The following is a 16430-nucleotide window of genomic DNA, read 5'->3' on the forward strand; positions in this document are numbered from 1 at the left end:
CCGTCTGAATCAATTCCTGAGGTTGCAGTGGTGGATTTACAGCAGGGCTTCGTCCTGACCCGGCATTGGCGCGACACCCCGGCCGGCACCGAAGTCGAGTTCTGGCTGGCGACCGACGCCGGGCCGCGCCGTGTGCGCCTGCCGCATCAGCCGTCGGTGGCGTTCATCCCGGCTGCGCAGCGTGAGCAGGCCGAGTGGGTATTGGCGGACGAAAAGAGCGTCGAGCTGCGCCCCTTGGCCCTGCAGGATTTCGAGCATCGCCCGGTGCTCGGGCTGTATTGCCAGCAGCATGGTCAGTTGATGCGCCTCGAAACCGCGCTCAACCGGCACAGTGTCGATGTCTTCGAAGCCGACGTGCGACCGCCCGAGCGCTACCTGATGGAGCGTTTCATCACCGCGCCCGTCTGGTTCAGCGGCACGCCCGATGCCGACGGCGTGTTGCTCGACGCCCACCTCAAACCTTCACCTGACTATCGCCCGCAACTGCGGCTGGTCTCGCTGGACATCGAAACCACCGAGCAGGGCGAGTTGTACTCCATCGCCCTGGAAGGCTGCGGCGAGCGCCAGGTATACATGCTCGGCGCACCGAACGGCGATGACAGCCTTGTCGACTTCGATCTCGAGTACTGCGAGTCGCGGACCCTGATCCTCAAGAAGCTCAACGACTGGTTCGCCCGCCACGACCCCGACGCGATCATCGGCTGGAACCTCGTGCAGTTCGACCTGCGCATCCTCCACGAACACGCCCGGCGCCTCGGCGTGCCGCTCAAGCTCGGGCGTGGCGGCGAGGAAATGCAGTGGCGCGAACACGGCAGCCGCAATCACTACTTCGCTGCAGCGGCGGGACGGTTGATCATCGACGGCATCGAATCCCTGCGTTCGGCGACCTGGAGCTTTCCCTCGTTCAGCCTGGAAAACGTCGCCCAGACCCTGCTTGGCGAAGGCAAGTCCATCGACAACCCGTACCAGCGCATGGACGAGATCAACCGCATGTTCGCCGAGGACAAACCGGCGCTGGCCAAGTACAACCTCAAGGACTGCGAACTGGTCACGCGGATCTTCGCCAAGACCGAGCTGCTGAAATTCTTGCTGGAGCGCGCCAGCGTCACCGGCCTGCCGGCGGATCGCAGCGGCGGCTCGGTGGCGGCATTCACCCATTTGTACATGCCGCTGATGCACCGCCAGGGTTTTGTGGCGCCGAACCTTGGCACCAATCCGCCGCAGGCCAGCCCCGGCGGGTTTGTCATGGACTCGCAACCGGGGCTGTACGAATCGGTGCTGGTGCTCGACTACAAGAGCCTTTATCCGTCGATCATCCGCACTTTTCTGATTGACCCGGTGGGATTGATCGAAGGCTTGCAGCATCCTGACGACAGCGACTCGGTGCCGGGCTTTCGCGGTGCGCGCTTTTCCCGTACCCGGCATTGCCTGCCGTCCATCGTCGCTCGGGTCGCCGAGGGGCGCGAGACCGCCAAGCGTGAGCAAAACGCGCCGTTGTCCCAGGCGCTGAAGATCATCATGAACGCCTTTTACGGTGTGCTCGGTTCCAGCGGTTGCCGGTTTTTCGATACGCGGCTGGCGTCATCGATCACCCTGCGCGGCCACGAGATCATGCTGCGCACCCGGCAGTTGATCGAAGCCCAGGGCCACGCGGTGATTTATGGCGATACCGACTCGACGTTCGTCTGGCTGCGTCACCCCCATGGTCAGGAAGAGGCGGCAACCATCGGCCGGGCGCTGGTGCAACACGTCAATGACTGGTGGCGCGAGCATGTGCGTGAGCAGTACGGGCTGGAAAGCGCCCTCGAATTGCAGTTCGAGACCCACTACAAGCGCTTCCTGATGCCGACCATCCGTGGCGCCGAGGAGGGCAGCAAAAAGCGCTACGCCGGCCTGGTGACCCGCGCCGACGGCAGCGAAGAAATGGTCTACAAAGGCCTGGAAACCGTCCGCACCGACTGGTCGCTGCTGGCCCGGCAATTTCAGCAGGAGCTGTACGAGCGGATCTTCCAGCGCAAGCCGTATCAGGATTACGTGCGCGAGTACGTGCGCAAGACCCTGGCCGGCGAGTTCGACGAGCGACTGGTCTACCGCAAGCGCCTGCGCCGCACCCTCGATGACTACGAACGCAACGTGCCGCCCCACGTCCGCGCCGCGCGGCTGGCGGACGATTACAACGCGCAGCACGGGCGCCCCCGCCAGTATCAGAATGGCGGCTGGATCAGCTACGTCATCACCCTCGCCGGCCCCGAACCGCTGGAAGTGCGCCGCGCGGCCATCGACTACGACCACTACATCACTCGCCAGCTGCAACCGGTGGCGGATGCGATCCTGCCGTTTGTCGACGACGATTTCTCAACCCTGATCGGTGGGCAACTGGGCCTGTTTTGAGTCCAGCAGTTGCAGGGTCCACTCGTCCTGAATGCCGTGGAAGAAACGCTCCAGCGCCTGATGCCAAGGGCTGTCGTCGTCAGCGAACTGAGCGAACAGGGTCATTGATGAGTGGAATTTCAGGTCGTCCGGATGGCCGAAAATCTCGGCAATCGAACGCTGCTGCACGTTCAGCACCAACTGCGTGCAGGTCCGCAGCCGGGCGCCGAGCAGATCATGGGCCAGATAGGCCTTGGCCTCACCGGCCGAGCCAATTGCGAACCGCCGCGACATCTCGCTGCCGCCGAGCCCGGCGAACTGCGGGAACACGAACCACATCCAGTGGCTGCGCTTGCGGCCCTCGCCGAGCTCGCGCTGGACCCGTTCGAACACCGGGTCCTGGGCGAGCACGAAGCGTTGCAGGTTGAATGGATCGTCCTGATCAGTGCTTCTCATGGCGAAGCCCTCTGTCAGTCGGCGGTGGCTCAGACCATGGCCAGCCGCTGCTTGCGTTTTGGCGCGTGAAACGCCTGGTCCAGCGCCGCCAGATCCCCGGCCTCGAGTTGCAGCTGCGCCGCCTGTGCATTGAGCTGCACGTGTTCCGGGCGCACGGCCTTGGGAATCGCGATCAGCCCATCCTGACGCAGAATCCACGCCAGCGAAACCTGTGCCGGGGTCACGCCGTGACGAGCGGCAATCTGTTTCAACACCGGCTCGGCAAGCATCGCGCCACCCTGGCCGATCGGGCAGTACGCCATCAGCGGCATGCGCTGCTGTTGGCACCACGGCAGCAGGTCGAATTCGATGCCGCGCTCTTCCAGGTTGTACAGCACCTGATTGGTCGCGCAGGCCGAACTCGACAGTTCCTCGAGATCATCGACGTCGAAATTCGACACGCCCCAGCGACCGATCTTGCCGTCCTCGCGCAGACGCTCGAACGCCTCGACGGTTTCTTCCAGCGGATACTGGCCGCGCCAATGCAGCAGATAGAGGTCGATGTAATCGGTGTCGAGCCGGCGCAGACTGCGCTCGCAGGCCTGGGGAATGCCTTTGCGGCTGGCGTTGTGCGGGTAGACCTTGCTCACCAGAAACACTTGATCGCGCAGGCCGGCGATGGCTTCGCCGACCACGCTTTCGGCACCGCCCTCGGCGTACATTTCGGCGGTGTCGATCAGGGTCATGCCCAGCTCGATGCCGCTGCGTAGGGCCGCGACTTCACGCTTGTGCGCCGAGCGGTCTTCGCCCATGCGCCAGGTGCCCTGACCAATCACCGGCACCTGCACGCCAGCCAATTCGAGGGTACGCATTCAAACCTCCTTTCTGAAACGGTCGATACCTTGGGTGGGCAGCAGAATAGCCCACGGGTTCCGTCCGGTTCCAGAAAGGAGGTCAGGTGCTTACTTGGCGGAGAACTTCAACACCACGCTCTGGGTGTAGGTCTGGCCGGGATCGAGCCGGGTGCTCGGGAAGTTCGGCTGATTCGGCGAATCCGGGTAGTGCTGAGTCTCCAGGGTGAACGCGCCCCAGTGCGGATAGACCTTGCCACCCTTGCCCTTGACCGTGCCGTCGAGGAAGTTGCTGGTATAGAACTGCACGCCCGGTTCGTTGGTGAACAGCTGCAAGTGGCGACCGGATTGCGGGTCGCTGACTTCGGCGGCGAGTTTGCTGACGTCACCCTTGGTGTCCAGCGCCCAGTTGAAATCGAAGCCGCCTTGTTTCTCTTCAGCGAATTTCAACTGCGGATGATCGGCCTTGATGTGCTGGCCGATGGCGGTCGGTTTGGTGAAGTCCATCGGTGTGCCGGCCACGGGCGCCAGTTCGCCGGTCGGAATCAGCTTGGCGGTGACCGGGGTGTAATGGCTGGCGTGCAGGGTGGCGACTTGCTTGAGGATGTCGCCATTGCCGGCGCCGGCAAGGTTGAAGTAGCTGTGGTTGGTCAGGTTGAGCACAGTGGGTTTGTCGGTGCTGGCCTTGTAGTCGATGCGCAGCTCGTTAGAGTCGGTAAGGCGGTAGGTCACCTCGGTGGTGAGGTTGCCGGGGAAACCCATTTCACCATCCGCCGACAGATAGGTGAGGGTCACGCCGACCGAATCCTTGTCTTTGGTTTCCTTCGCCTTCCAGACCTTTTTGTCGAAGCCCTGAGTGCCGCCGTGCAAGGCGTTGGTCTTGTCGTTCTGCGGCACTTGATAGCGCTTGCCGTCGAGTTCGAATGCGCCGTCGGCCAGGCGATTGCCGAAGCGGCCGATGGTTGCGCCGAAGTACGCGGTGCCTTTCTGATAACCCTGCACATCATCGAAACCGAGGACGATGTCGTCGAGCTTGCCGTGCTTGTCCGGCACTTGCAGCGCCTGCAAGGTCGCGCCGTAGGTGATGACCGTGGCTTGCATGCCGTGGCTGTTGCGCAGGATGTATTGCTCGACCGGCGTGCCGTCATTGGTTTGGCCGAAGGCTTTGTGTTCGCTGGACAGGCCGGCGGCCTGGGCGGAGAGGGTGGCGATCATCAGGGACAGTCCGAGGCCGCAGAGTGAGTGTCGGGATTGAAGCATGGGTTGACCTTCCTTTTTGTTGTTGTTTTGAAAATCGTTAAATAGTCATGCTAATTAATGGATGAATGGGAATTTATAGCGGATTAAACGATTAATGCAAAAATAAAGTCGGACTAAATTGATTGAGCCAAGGGCGCCGAAGGTCGGGAATCCACGCCGGCACTGCACTTTTGCGAAATCCCCGGCTCTATCCATGGCCAGGGTGCGGTGACTTCCGCCGCACAGGAACGTGTCCGTCAAAGAATTCATGCCGAGAGTTTTGCACCCCATCGCTGCATTCATTCATCGCCCGTGCTTGCTGCTGGCCTGCCTGTCGACGCTGTTGCTCGGCGGTTGCAGCCATCAGGACGGCAACAATTTCATCACCCAGATGCGCGAAGGCAGGCCTCAGGAATTTCTCCAGACCAGCGTCGATCGCATGGCAACTCTGGCGATGCGTGACAACCTCGACAGCCTCTACCGCTTGATGGGCAAGTTGTATTTGCGTAACCCGGAGGAACTGCGCAAATCCGGTTTTCTCGACATTCGCACGGCGGTCAAGCAGGTGCGACTGGCCATCGAGCAACAGCAACCCTTGCCAACCCTCGGCGGCAAAAAGGATCTGGCAGCGCTGAGCTATGCCATGAGCCCGGAATTCCTCGGCGACCGGGTCGGCGCGTTCATCTATGCGATCGGCAGCATGCTGGTCACCGCCCACGGCAATCGCACCGAGTTCTACATGACCGATGCGATCAACCCGACCTTCGTCAACAACGCCGCGCGCAACATCGAGAAAGCCACTTGGATCCTCGCCCAGCGGCAGAACAAGGATGGCCAGCCGCTGCTGTTTTCCAACGAGATTTCCGAGGAGGGCAGCAACCTGAGTTTCGCCACGGAGTTCGGCAAAGTCGTGGCGCGTCTGGATCTGCTGACCCAGATGCTCGACGAGCGCTACCGGCGCATCGGACTGAATTACGCCCAGAGCCTGCTGTTTTTGAATTTTTTGCCAGTGCAGTGAAATGGCATAACGATAGATCCGATCGATATAGGGCGTTATAAGAAAACTGGTTATGCTGCGGGCCGGATTTTTCCTGTGGTTTGTCTGGACGTCTTAATGGAATTGGCAAATTTCGGCCTGGTGATAGCCGGGCTGGTGGTGGGGTTCATCGTCGGCATGACCGGTGTCGGCGGCGGTTCGTTGATGACGCCGATCCTGCTGTGGTTCGGCATCAATCCGGCCACGGCGGTGGGCACGGATCTGCTGTACGCGGCCATCACCAAATCCAGTGGCGTGCTGGTGCACAGGAAGAACAAGAACATCGACTGGGCCATCACCGGCTGGCTGACCCTGGGCAGTGTTCCGGCGGTGGCGATGACCTTGTGGTTCCTCAGCACCTTGCACACCGCCCCGGACGCGATGAACGCCATCATCAAGCAAGCGCTGGGCTTCGTGCTGTTCGCCACGGCGCTGGCGATTCTGTTCAAGAAACGCCTGCTGGAATTCGCCCACAAACGTGCTGGCGGCAACTACAACCCCAGCGGTGCGCGCCTGAATGGCATGACCGTGATCACCGGTCTGATCCTCGGCACCATGGTCGCCCTGACCTCCATCGGCGCCGGCGCCCTTGGCACCGTCGCACTGTTCATCCTCTATCCGCTGCTGCCGACCCGCCGCCTGGTCGGCACCGAAATCGCCCACGCCGTCCCGCTGACCCTGGTCGCCGGCCTCGGCCATGCGAGCATGGGCAACATGGACTGGGGCGTGCTGGGTTTTCTGCTGGTCGGCTCGCTGCCGGGCATCTGGCTCGGCAGCCACCTGACCGGCCGCGTCTCCGATGAACTGCTGCGCCCGTGCCTGGCGACGATGCTGGTGTTGATCGGTTACAAGCTGGCGTTCTGATCGGCAGGCAGCCATGAGCGAAACCACATTCCATTGTAATGGCCGTCTCGCCATCACGGTCGAGCCCCGGGAAATGCACATGAGCCACTGGCTCTACGCGCCTCTAGTGGTTGATCAGCAGCGCCAACAGACGCTGCTGGACTTGAGTGGCAGCCAGTGGGACCTGATTTCCACTACCAATGAAACCGCTGGCGGTATTGATCTACTGCTGCGCGAATATCCGGGTGACAAACCAGCTGTGACATTGAGCGTCAGCCTTGATGACGGAATGCTTTGGCTTGGCGGCCGATGCGTCGAACTCTCCGGGCTGGAAGCGGCGCTGGAATTGGCGCTGAGCCAAGCGATCACTGGCTGATAGAGCGCTTCATCACCGTCACCGGCAATCCGTCATATTCCATTTCCTCCAGCACCTCCCAACCCAGGCGCGCATATAGCGACTGCGCGGCATCGGTGTACAGGTACAACTGTGGCACCCCCAGTGCGGCGGCTTCCTCGACGATGCGGTTTACCAGTTGCGAAGCGATCCCGCGGCCGCGCTGTTCGGCCTTCACGTAGACCCCGGCCAGCCACGGCGTCAATTGCGGACGGGCATCCATGTCGCTGTCGATCAGCAGCGCACCGCCGAGCAGTTTTCCGTCTTCGATCGCCACTACCACGCTGGGAATCGCACCTTTGCCGCAGGCGGCGCGCATACGTTCGGTGCGGCTGGCGAGGGTGTCTTCGGGTTTGTACTGGCCCCATTCCTTGAAGTTGAGTTCGGCCAGTTCTTCAATCAGTTCGGGGTGATCGCACAGGTAGTCGATGTGCATGCGCGTTGAACTCCATTTCACAGGTTGAACAGCCACCCTAATGCGGTCATAAAAGGTAATCAAATGCGCGACATGATCGCGCCCAACCGGTTGCGCAAAATCGGTGCTGACCTAAGCTTTGGGCAAGGCGAAACACTTTTTGCCGGGCAGCCTCCGGAACAATCGCCGCGATGCGCAATCATTAGAGCGTGGATATCAAAAGGAGATGCGCATGCTCATCAGGTCACTGACCCTGACACTCTTGCTGGCGATTGCCGGCCCCCTGTTCGCCGCCGACGGCGATTCCCCTCTGGACGTCGACAAGGGCATTAACCGCCCATTGATCGTGATCGCTTCCAGCACAGTCGATTCTTATTGGGTCAGCCTGAAAAAAGCGCTGGATGACCCGGCCAACAAACAAGGCATCGCCGACCGCAAGATCAAGGTTTACACCATCCTGAGCATGAGCGGTCAGGTCGATGGCAAAAGCCTCGAGCAGCAGCAAACCATGGCGCTGCTGCGCTCGCTGAAGCTGGGCGCCGGGGCGTATCCGAAAGTCTTCCTGGTGGGCAAGGATGGCGAGACCAAACTGACGGCTTCGGGGGATGAAGCGGCGGCGGTCGATCTGAAGAAGATCTTCGACACCATTGATGCGTTGCCTGCCGCTGAAAAAGAAGCCACTTCCACCGTGGTGACGGCGCCGGCTGCTGCAGAACCGGCGCCGGCCAAGGGGGCGAAAGGGACAAAACCGGCCAAGCCGACCAAACCGGCCAAGCCGCCGGAAATGCCGGATGATTGATTGAGGCAGGCTCTGAATAAAAATGGCGAACGTTTAAACGTTCGCCATTTTTTTGTCCGCCGGAATGATCGCGATACTTTGAATATCAGGGCAGGAGCTGACGGATGACATTGACCAGAACCGGAGAAAAAGCCGCAAGTCGGCCATTTTTGGGAGTCAGCATGTCATCAAGGAGAATGCCGAGAAGCTCTTCATCTTCAAGGTCATCGGGTTGCATGCCTCCTGTAAAGATCAGTTGATCAACCAGCTGTTTACGCGCCCCTATGAGTCCGCGATTGCTTTCTTCGGTATGACCGAGATTCAAAATTTCCAAGGCTGAATTTGCGCGTTCGGTTTTGCCGGTCACTCTACCGGACAGGTAAAACTTCAATTCCGACTCGCACTCTTCCATCAAGGGCGTCAGATCCAGTGGGCGCGTGCCTCGATGATGTCCACATTGATTCTGGCGCTGGCAACTGGCGACGATGTTGGTGAACTCCAGTGTGCGATTGGGGGCTTTATCCTGGGCTTCGACGTGCTCGTTATGAGAGTTGTCGCCTGCAATGGTCTGGCAGCAATAGGCGCAAAGGCTGAATTGTTCCGCTATACAGGCCGTGCGCACGCTCACGCGTTCTTCACTGGGCAGGTCCCGGTAACGTAATGTTGTGTTGGCGCGTTTCCATCTGATGAGTTGTTCCGGCTCGGCTCCCTTGATGATCTTACGCACGACGCAGCTCCAGCTTGCGCAGCAACAGCGCTGCTTTCGCCAGTTCGATGTGACCGTCTGGAAGTTCTTCTGCCAGTTCGGAGAATAGCTTCTGTGCGGTTTCCAGATCACCGTCCTGCAAGCGTTCGAGCAGCGCGTTCAAGCGTTTTTGAACGTCGCTGTTGCGGATATCGGTGTCCATGACTTCCAGCAGCACCTGATTGGCATCGAGACCGTACAGGCCGTTGTGTTCGTGGAGTTCACCGTCATTGAGCACGTAAACCAGCACGTCCTTGGCATCACTGATCACCAGTGGTGAGTGGGTGGTCAGTACGAACTGGCAATTGGGGAAGGTTTCGCTCAGTTGGCGGATCAGGCTGCGCTGCCATTTCGGGTGCAGGTGCAGATCCACTTCGTCGATCAGCACGATGCCGTCGCCGTGGAGCGGGTTGTCCAGCGACTGGTTCATCATCGCCAGGCGGCGGGCGATATCGCCGACCAGCGCCATCATCGACTTCTCGCCTTGAGAGAGTTGGGCGACGTTGAGGGTGACACCGTCCTTGTCGATGGCCATGTGCAGGCGAGGTTTACGTTGCACACGCAAGTTGGTGAAGCCGGGCATAAACGCGGCGATGGCGGAGCGGACGGCTGTAAGCTGGCGGTCGCGGGACGAGGCTTTCAGTTTGGACAGCGTTTTCCAGACGTCGCTGTCCGGGCCGAATTTCTCGGAGATTTCCGCTAGGGCAGTATCGGAAATACCGGTTTCGTTTTCGCTGTCCTCGCGCTCGCGGAACCACTCGAAGAAACGGCGGAAGTCGACGCCTCGGTTGAGCGAGTTGTCGTAGCCGTCGAGTTGGTCGAAGGTGTGTTTGGTTTTGATTTTGAGCGGGATTTCAAGAACCGACCGCTCAACTGGGTAATAGGCGATCAGAGGGAGAGAGGCCTTATCATCGGTGGTCAGTTTGTTGCGATAGTGATCTGCAAGTCGACTGACGTTTACCAGTTCGCTATGAACTGCCGATTTCCGTCCTTGTTTGCCCCGTGCGATACCCCACGTGAAAAGTACATCTTTTCCCATCGGAGGATCTGATTGAGCCTGTGACAAGTCGGCCGCAGCTACTAATACTAGCGAGGTTGAAGCACCATTTCGAATGTCGACATCGTTAAGATAGTTTCCGCTACCTTTTTCAGTCCGGATTCTGGCAACTAGCCAACTCAGTGATGTGGCCAGTGACTTTAGGAGAGTGGTTTTGCCGGCGCCGTTGTTACCTACTAGTACTGTTACATTTGATGAGTGAACAGCAGTCGGCGCCAGAAACACCGTCAAGTCGTGGAACCGGCCGACATCCTTAAGGCTAAAACTGAAAATTTCCATACATCACCCTTTCGGCGCAGTCGATTTAGAGGCTTTGGCGCGCATTATGTCATCACCGGCCACGGATTGATTCGGTGGAGTGTAGATACTCGAATTCACCCGGTCACCCATCAAAATAGTTGCCGCATATTCCCACCAAAATGGCTAGGCAACACCCTTCAGATTCGTCGGATATTTCCTGCAACGCGCGGCGGTATTGGTGAACTGGTGCTCCGGCAGCGGTGCCGATAATCTTTCCGGGCCGCTGCAAAATCAGCGGTCGGATGTGGAAGTCCGGTTTCAGACTCATTCACCACGCTTCATAAAGCGCATGGCGACATCTTTTATGTCAACATCGCGGCCTTATGGTGGCTGTACGCGGGAGCGCTTTCGAGTGCGCCGGGTTCGGGTGATTGGCTCGGTCTTCCACACCTGCGTACAGCTGCCACCCTCATGTGGAAGTGAGATGGGTAGCGTTTTCCACAATCCCATCGGAGTTACACACATGAAGAAAACGGATTTCGAATCACCTGAGCTTTCCACCGACTCAACCAAACCCCGCTACATCCCCATCACCGGCATCGACTGCCAGATTCCCTGCCTCCTGATCGACCGCGAAGCTCCGGTAGATGTACTCCACGGCACCGCCGCCTACCGCTTGCGCTGCGTGACTCAACTGCTGGAAACAATTTCATTGAGCGACGGCACCGGCCACGACACCTTGCTGCTGCAGGACTTCGCCCGGGTGCTGGCAATCCCTCTGCGCGATAGCTGCGACCTGATGGATGTACTGGGCTGGAAGCTATAGGCCTAGTTTCAAACCCTCAAACAAAAACGGGCGACCTTCTCAGGTCGCCCGTTTTTTATGGCGTGATTACCGGGTCAGCTCACCCAGAATTCTGTGCGCAATCTTCACCCGCTCTCCATTCGGGTAATTGCGGTTCGCCAAAATCACGATCCCGACTTTCTTCGACGGTACAAACGCGACGTAGGCGCCGTAGCCTGCGGTGGAGCCAGTCTTGTTCAACAGCACGTTCGCCAGTTCTGGCTGCGGCGGATTCAGCCATTTGACCTTGTGCGATTCCATGGCCATTGGCGTCGAGTTGCCGTCCAGCAGGCGGTCGAGGCTGATGGGGTAGGTGTAGCGTTCCCAGCCCAGGCCCTGGGTCATGTCGCCGACGGTGTAGTAGCCGGTGTGGGTGAGGGCGATGGCTTTTTGCAGGGGGGTTTCGAGTTTGGCGGTGTTGAGGTTGGCTTCGACGTATTGAAGGAGGTCGGCGGCGCTGGTTTTCACGCCGTAGGCTTCGGAATCGAGGGCGCCGGGGCTGACTCGGATCGGTTTGTTGTTCTTGTCATAGCCTTGGGCGTAGAGCTTTTGTTCAGACGCCGGCACCGACAGGAAGGTGTGCTTGAGCCCGAGTTTCGGCAGCAGGGTTTCGGTCATGACCTGATTGAACGGTTGACCGAGGCTTTTTGCGGCCAGGTAGCCGAACAGGCCGATGCTCGGGTTGGAATACAGGCGCTGGCTGCCGGCCGGAAAGGTCGGTTTCCACTGTTGGTAATAGCCGAGCATCTTGTCGGAAGAGTCCGCAGCATCCGGAAATTGCAGCGGCAGGCCGCCCGCGCTGTAAGTGCCCAGTTGCAGCAGGCTGATGTGGTCGAAGGCGCTGCCTTTGAGTTCGGGCCAGTGCTGGCTGGCCTTGTCGGAGAATTGCAGTTTGCCGCTGGCCTGGGCGTACGCGGCGAGGGTCGCGGTGAAGGTTTTGCTCACCGAACCGATTTCGAACAGGGTGTTTTCACTTACCGCTTGCCCGGTGCTTTTGTCGGCGACACCGTAATTAAAGTAATGCGCCTTGCCATCGACTGTCACGGCCACGGCGAGGCCTGCGATGTCCTGTTGCTGCATGACCGGGGTCACGGTGGCCTTGACCAGCGCCTGCAACTGATCGTCGGTTGGCGGGGCGGCCAAGCAAGTGGCGGTGCTGAAGAAAAGTCCGAAAGCGCTGTAGGACTTGAATTTGTTCAGGTTGATCGAAGGCATGCTTGAACCACTCTCCATGAGTGTTGATGGTGTTATCCCGCTACACTGCGAGCGTTTTCCGTCGGGCCGGCTGATCGGCGCCGCCAAATCTAGGCAGTCCGGCGTCTTTCGACAAACGATGAAAACTCGGACGAGCCATTAGAAAAATTTGGGACTTGGCATGATTCGACCTCAATTGCCTTTGAATGCACTGCGCGCCTTCGAAGCCTCTGCGCGTCACTTGAGCTTTACGCGCGCCGCCGTGGAGTTGTGCGTGACCCAGGCGGCCGTCAGCCATCAAGTGAAAAGCCTGGAGGCGCAACTCGGCGTGATTCTGTTCAAACGCCTGCCCCGTGGGCTGATGTTGACCGGCGAGGGCGAAACCCTGCTGCCGGTGCTGACCACGTCGTTCGATCATATCGCGCAGATGCTCGAGCGTCTGGCGGGCGGGCAATATCGGGAAATGCTCACGGTCGGCGCGGTGGGCACCTTCGCGGTGGGATGGCTGTTGCCGAGGCTGGCAGACTTTCAGGCGAAACATCCGCTCATAGATTTGCGACTGTCGACCAACAACAACCGGGTGGACGTCGCCGCCGAAGGGCTGGATTACGCGATCCGCTTCGGTGCCGGGGCGTGGCACGGTATCGAGGCGACCCGTTTGCTGGAGGCGCCATTGTCGGTGCTCTGCGTGCCGGAAATTGCCCGGCAACTGCACACGCCGGGGGATCTTCTGCAGCAGCGTTTGCTGCGCTCCTATCGCACCGATGAGTGGCCGGAATGGTTTCACACGGCGGGTCTGGCGACCCATGCTGCGCCGCCCCAGAGCATCGTGTTCGACTCGTCGCTGGCGATGATGGAAGCGGCGTTGCAGGGCGGCGGGGTGGCATTGGCGCCGCCGTTGATGTTTGCCCGGCAACTGGCGGCGGACCTGATCCGCCAACCCTTTGCCATCGAAATCAGCACCGGCAGCTATTGGCTGACGCGGTTGCAGTCTCGGCCGGAGACGTCAGCGATGGCGGCATTCAAACACTGGTTGCTGGAGGCTGCGCAGGCTTAACGCACCAGACACGGCTTCTTGTTATCGAACGTCCAGCCCGGAATCAGAAACTGCATCGCCACGCTGTCATCCCGTGCGCCCAGCCCCATGCCTTTATAGAGTTCGTGGGCCTTGGCCACCTGATCCATGTCCAGTTCCACGCCCAGCCCCGGTTTCTTCGGCACCTGCACGCAGCCGTCGACGATTTGCAGCGGTGCCTTGGTCAGGCGCTGGCCGTCCTGCCAGATCCAGTGGGTGTCGATGGCGGTGATGTCGCCCGGTGCGGCGGCCGCGACGTGGGTGAACATCGCCAGGGAAATGTCGAAATGGTTGTTGGAGTGCGAGCCCCAGGTCAGGCCCCATTCGTGGCACATCTGCGCCACCCGCACCGAACCCTGCATGGTCCAGAAATGCGGGTCGGCCAGCGGAATGTCCACCGATTGCAGCTGGATCGCATGGCCCATCTCGCGCCAGTCGGTGGCGATCATGTTGGTGGCGGTTTTCAGCCCGGTGGCGCGACGGAATTCAGCCATCACTTCGCGGCCCGAATAACCATTCTCTGCACCGCACGGGTCTTCGGCGTAGGCCAGCACATGATGCTGGTCGCGGCACAAACGGATCGCTTCTTTCAATGACCACGCGCCGTTCGGATCAAGGGTGATGCGGGCGTCGGGGAAGCGTTCGGCCAGTGCGGTCACTGCTTCGATTTCCGCATCGCCGCTGAGCACGCCGCCCTTGAGTTTGAAGTCCTTGAAGCCATAGCGCGCATGGGCAGCCTCGGCCAGACGCACCACGGCGTCGGCGGTCATGGCTTTCTCGTGACGCACGCGGAACCAGTCGTTGTCGGCATCCGGTTCGCTGCGGTAGGCGAGGTCGGTTTCCCGGCGATCGCCCACGTAGAACAGGTAGCCAAGCATCTTCACTTCATCACGTTGCTGACCTTCGCCGAGCAATGCCGCCACCGGCACGTCGAGGTGCTGGCCGAGCAGGTCGAGCAGGGCGGCTTCGAGCCCGGTGACGGCGTGAATGGTGATGCGCAGGTCGAAGGTTTGCAGGCCACGGCCGCCGGCATCACGGTCGGCGAACGTCTGGCGGACCTGGTTGAGGATCTTCTGATACGTGCCGATCGGGCTGCCGACCACCAGGTTGCGGGCGTCTTCGAGGGTCTGGCGGATGCGTTCGCCGCCGGGCACTTCGCCGACGCCGGTATGGCCGGCGTTGTCCTTGAGGATGACGATGTTGCGGGTGAAAAACGGCCCGTGGGCGCCGCTCAGGTTGAGCAGCATGCCGTCGTGGCCGGCCACCGGGATGACTTGCATCTCGGTGATGATTGGAGCTTTGGCGATGTCGTGTGCGGTCATTTTTGATTGTCCTTTCAAGCGTGCTTCGGCGCGGCATCGGCCACGGCGACGTCAGGTGCGGATTTGGGTGTCATGCGGGCGGCGAACACGATGATTGCGGCAATGATCGAGGTCGCGGCCAGGCCATAGAGGCCGCCCTGGATCGAACCGGTGTGTTGCTCGAGCAAACCGAAAGTGGTGGGAGCGACGAAGCCGCCGAGGTTGCCTACCGAGTTGATCAACGCGATCACGGCAGCGGCGATCCGCGCATCGAGATAGGCCTGCGGGATCGGCCAGAACAGCGACGACGCGGATTTGAAACCCAGCGCAGCAAAGCAGGTCGCGACGAAGGCAAAAATCGGCCCGCCGGTGGTGGACATGAACATCCCCGCCGCGGCGATCAGCAATGCAGTGGCTACCCATGCCTGCTGGTGTTTCCATTTGGCCGAGAACGAGGCGAACGCATACATGCCGATGATCGACAGCAGCCACGGAATCGAGTTGAACAGGCCGACCTGAAAATCGCTCATCTCGCCCATTTTCTTGATGATGCTCGGCAGCCAGAACGTTGCGGCGTAGATCGTCAATTGAATGAAGAAGTAGATCAGGCAGAACAGGATGATCTGGCGATCCTTGAGCAGTTTGCCCAGCGACGGGCGGATCGGGGTCGCGGCTTCGCGGGCCTTCTGTTCATCGTCGATGGCCTTGACCAGCGCGTCCTGCTCGGCACGGGTCAGCCACTTGGCGTCGTGGGGCTTGGCGTCGAGCCAGAACCAGACGAATACGCACAGGCAGACCGAAAACATCCCCTCAATGAAGTACATCCACTGCCAGCCGTGCATGCCCAGACCTTCGATCTGCAGCAACAGGCCGGACAACGGGCCGGAAATCAGCGAGGCCACGGCCGAACCACTCAAGAAAATCGCAATCGCCTTGCCGCGCTCGGCTCCCGGCAACCAGCGAGTGAAGTAGTAGATCACCCCGGGAAAGAACCCGGCTTCGGCCACGCCGAGCAGAAATCGCAGGATGTAGAAGTGGGTTTCGTTCTGGATGAACGCCATGCCGGCGGCCACCAGACCCCAGGTGAGCATGATGCGGGTCAGCCAGATTCGCGCGCCGACCTTTTGCAGCAACATGTTGGAAGGGACTTCGAACAGCGCGTAACCGATGAAGAACAGACCGGCACCGAAACCGTAGGCCGCGGCACCGATGCCGAGGTCGTGTTCCATGTGGGTACGGACGAAGCCGATGTTCACCCGGTCAATGTAATTGACGATGAACATGATGACGAACAGCGGCAGGACGTGGCGTTTGACTTTGGCAATGGCGGAGGACAGCACCGAATCGGCGCCCTCGTTCATCCCGGCAATGGACGATTTCACTTGGTTTTCTCCCACTCGTTATTTTTATGCGGGGTGTATCTGGGTGTTGTGTTGTTGATAGACATCATACAACTAGATTTTTTTGTCCTACAAGCGGGAGTGCTCAATCAAATTTGTCTACGGGAAAGGGTTTTTATGCTTTTTCAGATTTTATGCGCCGTGTTTGTTGGCTTTTGTAGGGGGTTTGGCACGCTTAGTAGAGCGTTTTGTTCCAGTGCAAGTGGGGCGACT

The 16430-nt window shown here is 59.9% G+C and carries 17 protein-coding genes; 7 read left to right on the forward strand and 10 right to left on the reverse strand.

The features are described 5' to 3' along the window. The first annotated feature begins 30 nt into the window (after positions 1-30). Positions 31-2391, forward strand: a complete 2361-nt coding sequence (locus tag ACKUG4_RS14780; RefSeq protein WP_445434283.1) for a DNA polymerase II — start codon at positions 31-33, stop codon at positions 2389-2391. Here ACKUG4_RS14780 and ACKUG4_RS14785 read toward each other — a convergent pair. The 3 genes from ACKUG4_RS14785 to ACKUG4_RS14795 form a co-directional block, all read right to left on the reverse strand. Next, positions 2356-2826 carry a DUF1810 domain-containing protein gene (locus ACKUG4_RS14785; RefSeq protein WP_445434284.1) on the reverse strand — a complete coding sequence of 157 codons (471 nt, stop codon included), beginning with the start codon at positions 2824-2826 and terminating at the stop codon, positions 2356-2358. The genes ACKUG4_RS14780 and ACKUG4_RS14785 overlap by 36 nt on opposite strands. 29 nt (positions 2827-2855) lie before the next feature. Continuing rightward, complete coding sequence (locus tag ACKUG4_RS14790) at positions 2856-3677, reverse strand: aldo/keto reductase (RefSeq protein WP_445434285.1); 822 nt, start codon at positions 3675-3677, stop codon at positions 2856-2858. Positions 3678-3767: 90 nt separating this feature from the next. After that, entirely contained in the window at positions 3768-4916 is a 1149-nt protein-coding gene (locus tag ACKUG4_RS14795; protein ID WP_445434286.1) for an aldose epimerase family protein, read from the reverse strand. 247 nt (positions 4917-5163) lie between these two features. Here ACKUG4_RS14795 and ACKUG4_RS14800 point away from each other — a divergent pair, with 247 nt between their 5' ends. The 3 genes from ACKUG4_RS14800 (at position 5164) to ACKUG4_RS14810 (ending at position 7150) form a co-directional block, all read left to right on the forward strand. After that, positions 5164-5913, forward strand: a complete 750-nt coding sequence (locus tag ACKUG4_RS14800) for a hypothetical protein (protein WP_039767696.1) — start codon at positions 5164-5166, stop codon at positions 5911-5913. 96 nt (positions 5914-6009) lie between these two features. Further along, on the forward strand, positions 6010-6795 hold the full coding sequence (locus ACKUG4_RS14805) for a sulfite exporter TauE/SafE family protein (protein WP_039767649.1): 786 nt from the start codon (positions 6010-6012) through the stop codon (positions 6793-6795). Positions 6796-6874: 79 nt separating this feature from the next. Continuing rightward, positions 6875-7150, forward strand: coding sequence for a hypothetical protein (locus ACKUG4_RS14810; protein ID WP_445434287.1), 276 nt, complete (start codon positions 6875-6877; stop codon positions 7148-7150). Here ACKUG4_RS14810 and ACKUG4_RS14815 read toward each other — a convergent pair. Beyond that, the gene (locus tag ACKUG4_RS14815) at positions 7140-7604 is read right to left on the reverse strand and encodes a GNAT family N-acetyltransferase (protein WP_064380849.1); all 465 of its coding nucleotides are present in this window, start codon (positions 7602-7604) and stop codon (positions 7140-7142) included. The genes ACKUG4_RS14810 and ACKUG4_RS14815 overlap by 11 nt on opposite strands. A 211-nt stretch (positions 7605-7815) precedes the next feature. On the opposite strand from ACKUG4_RS14815, the gene ACKUG4_RS14820 reads away from it, so the two are divergent. Continuing rightward, entirely contained in the window at positions 7816-8382 is a 567-nt protein-coding gene (locus tag ACKUG4_RS14820) for a DUF4174 domain-containing protein (protein WP_236189248.1), read from the forward strand. Between the two features lie 85 nt (positions 8383-8467). Here the strand turns inward: ACKUG4_RS14820 and ACKUG4_RS14825 are convergent, their stop codons facing one another. The 3 genes from ACKUG4_RS14825 to ACKUG4_RS14835 form a co-directional block, all read right to left on the reverse strand. Continuing rightward, positions 8468-9088, reverse strand: a complete 621-nt coding sequence (locus ACKUG4_RS14825) for a retron system putative HNH endonuclease (RefSeq protein ID WP_445434288.1) — start codon at positions 9086-9088, stop codon at positions 8468-8470. Beyond that, positions 9081-10442 (reverse strand): AAA family ATPase, encoded by a 1362-nt coding sequence (locus tag ACKUG4_RS14830; protein ID WP_445434289.1) that lies wholly within the window; start codon positions 10440-10442, stop codon positions 9081-9083. The genes ACKUG4_RS14825 and ACKUG4_RS14830 overlap by 8 nt, the downstream gene beginning before the upstream one ends. A gap of 103 nt (positions 10443-10545) precedes the next feature. Next, positions 10546-10731: a hypothetical protein gene (locus ACKUG4_RS14835; protein ID WP_445434290.1), complete on the reverse strand. Its 186-nt coding sequence runs from the start codon at positions 10729-10731 to the stop codon at positions 10546-10548. A gap of 195 nt (positions 10732-10926) precedes the next feature. Between ACKUG4_RS14835 and ACKUG4_RS14840 the strand changes: the two genes are divergently transcribed. Next, positions 10927-11229 carry a hypothetical protein gene (locus ACKUG4_RS14840; protein ID WP_445434291.1) on the forward strand — a complete coding sequence of 101 codons (303 nt, stop codon included), beginning with the start codon at positions 10927-10929 and terminating at the stop codon, positions 11227-11229. A gap of 66 nt (positions 11230-11295) precedes the next feature. Here the strand turns inward: ACKUG4_RS14840 and ampC are convergent, their stop codons facing one another. Next, positions 11296-12462 (reverse strand): class C beta-lactamase, encoded by a 1167-nt coding sequence (ampC, locus tag ACKUG4_RS14845; protein WP_445434292.1) that lies wholly within the window; start codon positions 12460-12462, stop codon positions 11296-11298. Positions 12463-12622: 160 nt separating this feature from the next. Here ampC and ACKUG4_RS14850 point away from each other — a divergent pair, with 160 nt between their 5' ends. After that, positions 12623-13498: a LysR family transcriptional regulator gene (locus ACKUG4_RS14850; RefSeq protein WP_445434293.1), complete on the forward strand. Its 876-nt coding sequence runs from the start codon at positions 12623-12625 to the stop codon at positions 13496-13498. On the opposite strand, the gene gudD is transcribed toward ACKUG4_RS14850, so the two are convergent. Both gudD and ACKUG4_RS14860 read right to left on the reverse strand, forming a co-directional pair. After that, positions 13495-14838 (reverse strand): glucarate dehydratase, encoded by a 1344-nt coding sequence (gene gudD, locus ACKUG4_RS14855; RefSeq protein WP_074689072.1) that lies wholly within the window; start codon positions 14836-14838, stop codon positions 13495-13497. The two genes, ACKUG4_RS14850 and gudD, sit on opposite strands and share 4 nt — an antisense overlap. Before the next feature lie 14 nt (positions 14839-14852). Then, positions 14853-16199 (reverse strand): MFS transporter, encoded by a 1347-nt coding sequence (locus ACKUG4_RS14860; RefSeq protein ID WP_445434294.1) that lies wholly within the window; start codon positions 16197-16199, stop codon positions 14853-14855. Between the last annotated feature and the right edge of the window lie 231 nt (positions 16200-16430).

It is taken from the genome of Candidatus Pseudomonas auctus (assembly GCF_048654275.1).
GTDB classification, from domain to species: domain Bacteria; phylum Pseudomonadota; class Gammaproteobacteria; order Pseudomonadales; family Pseudomonadaceae; genus Aquipseudomonas; species Aquipseudomonas pharyngis.

Coding starts and splice junctions, on each gene's coding strand:
- ACKUG4_RS14820 (WP_236189248.1), top strand. CDS start 7,816: ATGCTCATCAGGTCACTGACCCTGACACTCTTGCTGGCGATTGCCGGC.
- ACKUG4_RS14795 (WP_445434286.1), bottom strand. CDS start 4,916: ATGCTTCAATCCCGACACTCACTCTGCGGCCTCGGACTGTCCCTGATG.
- ampC (WP_445434292.1), bottom strand. CDS start 12,462: ATGCCTTCGATCAACCTGAACAAATTCAAGTCCTACAGCGCTTTCGGA.
- ACKUG4_RS14800 (WP_039767696.1), top strand. CDS start 5,164: ATGCCGAGAGTTTTGCACCCCATCGCTGCATTCATTCATCGCCCGTGC.
- ACKUG4_RS14790 (WP_445434285.1), bottom strand. CDS start 3,677: ATGCGTACCCTCGAATTGGCTGGCGTGCAGGTGCCGGTGATTGGTCAG.
- ACKUG4_RS14815 (WP_064380849.1), bottom strand. CDS start 7,604: ATGCACATCGACTACCTGTGCGATCACCCCGAACTGATTGAAGAACTG.
- ACKUG4_RS14840 (WP_445434291.1), top strand. CDS start 10,927: ATGAAGAAAACGGATTTCGAATCACCTGAGCTTTCCACCGACTCAACC.
- ACKUG4_RS14830 (WP_445434289.1), bottom strand. CDS start 10,442: ATGGAAATTTTCAGTTTTAGCCTTAAGGATGTCGGCCGGTTCCACGAC.
- gudD (WP_074689072.1), bottom strand. CDS start 14,838: ATGACCGCACACGACATCGCCAAAGCTCCAATCATCACCGAGATGCAA.
- ACKUG4_RS14785 (WP_445434284.1), bottom strand. CDS start 2,826: ATGAGAAGCACTGATCAGGACGATCCATTCAACCTGCAACGCTTCGTG.
- ACKUG4_RS14805 (WP_039767649.1), top strand. CDS start 6,010: ATGGAATTGGCAAATTTCGGCCTGGTGATAGCCGGGCTGGTGGTGGGG.
- ACKUG4_RS14810 (WP_445434287.1), top strand. CDS start 6,875: ATGAGCCACTGGCTCTACGCGCCTCTAGTGGTTGATCAGCAGCGCCAA.
- ACKUG4_RS14850 (WP_445434293.1), top strand. CDS start 12,623: ATGATTCGACCTCAATTGCCTTTGAATGCACTGCGCGCCTTCGAAGCC.
- ACKUG4_RS14835 (WP_445434290.1), bottom strand. CDS start 10,731: ATGAGTCTGAAACCGGACTTCCACATCCGACCGCTGATTTTGCAGCGG.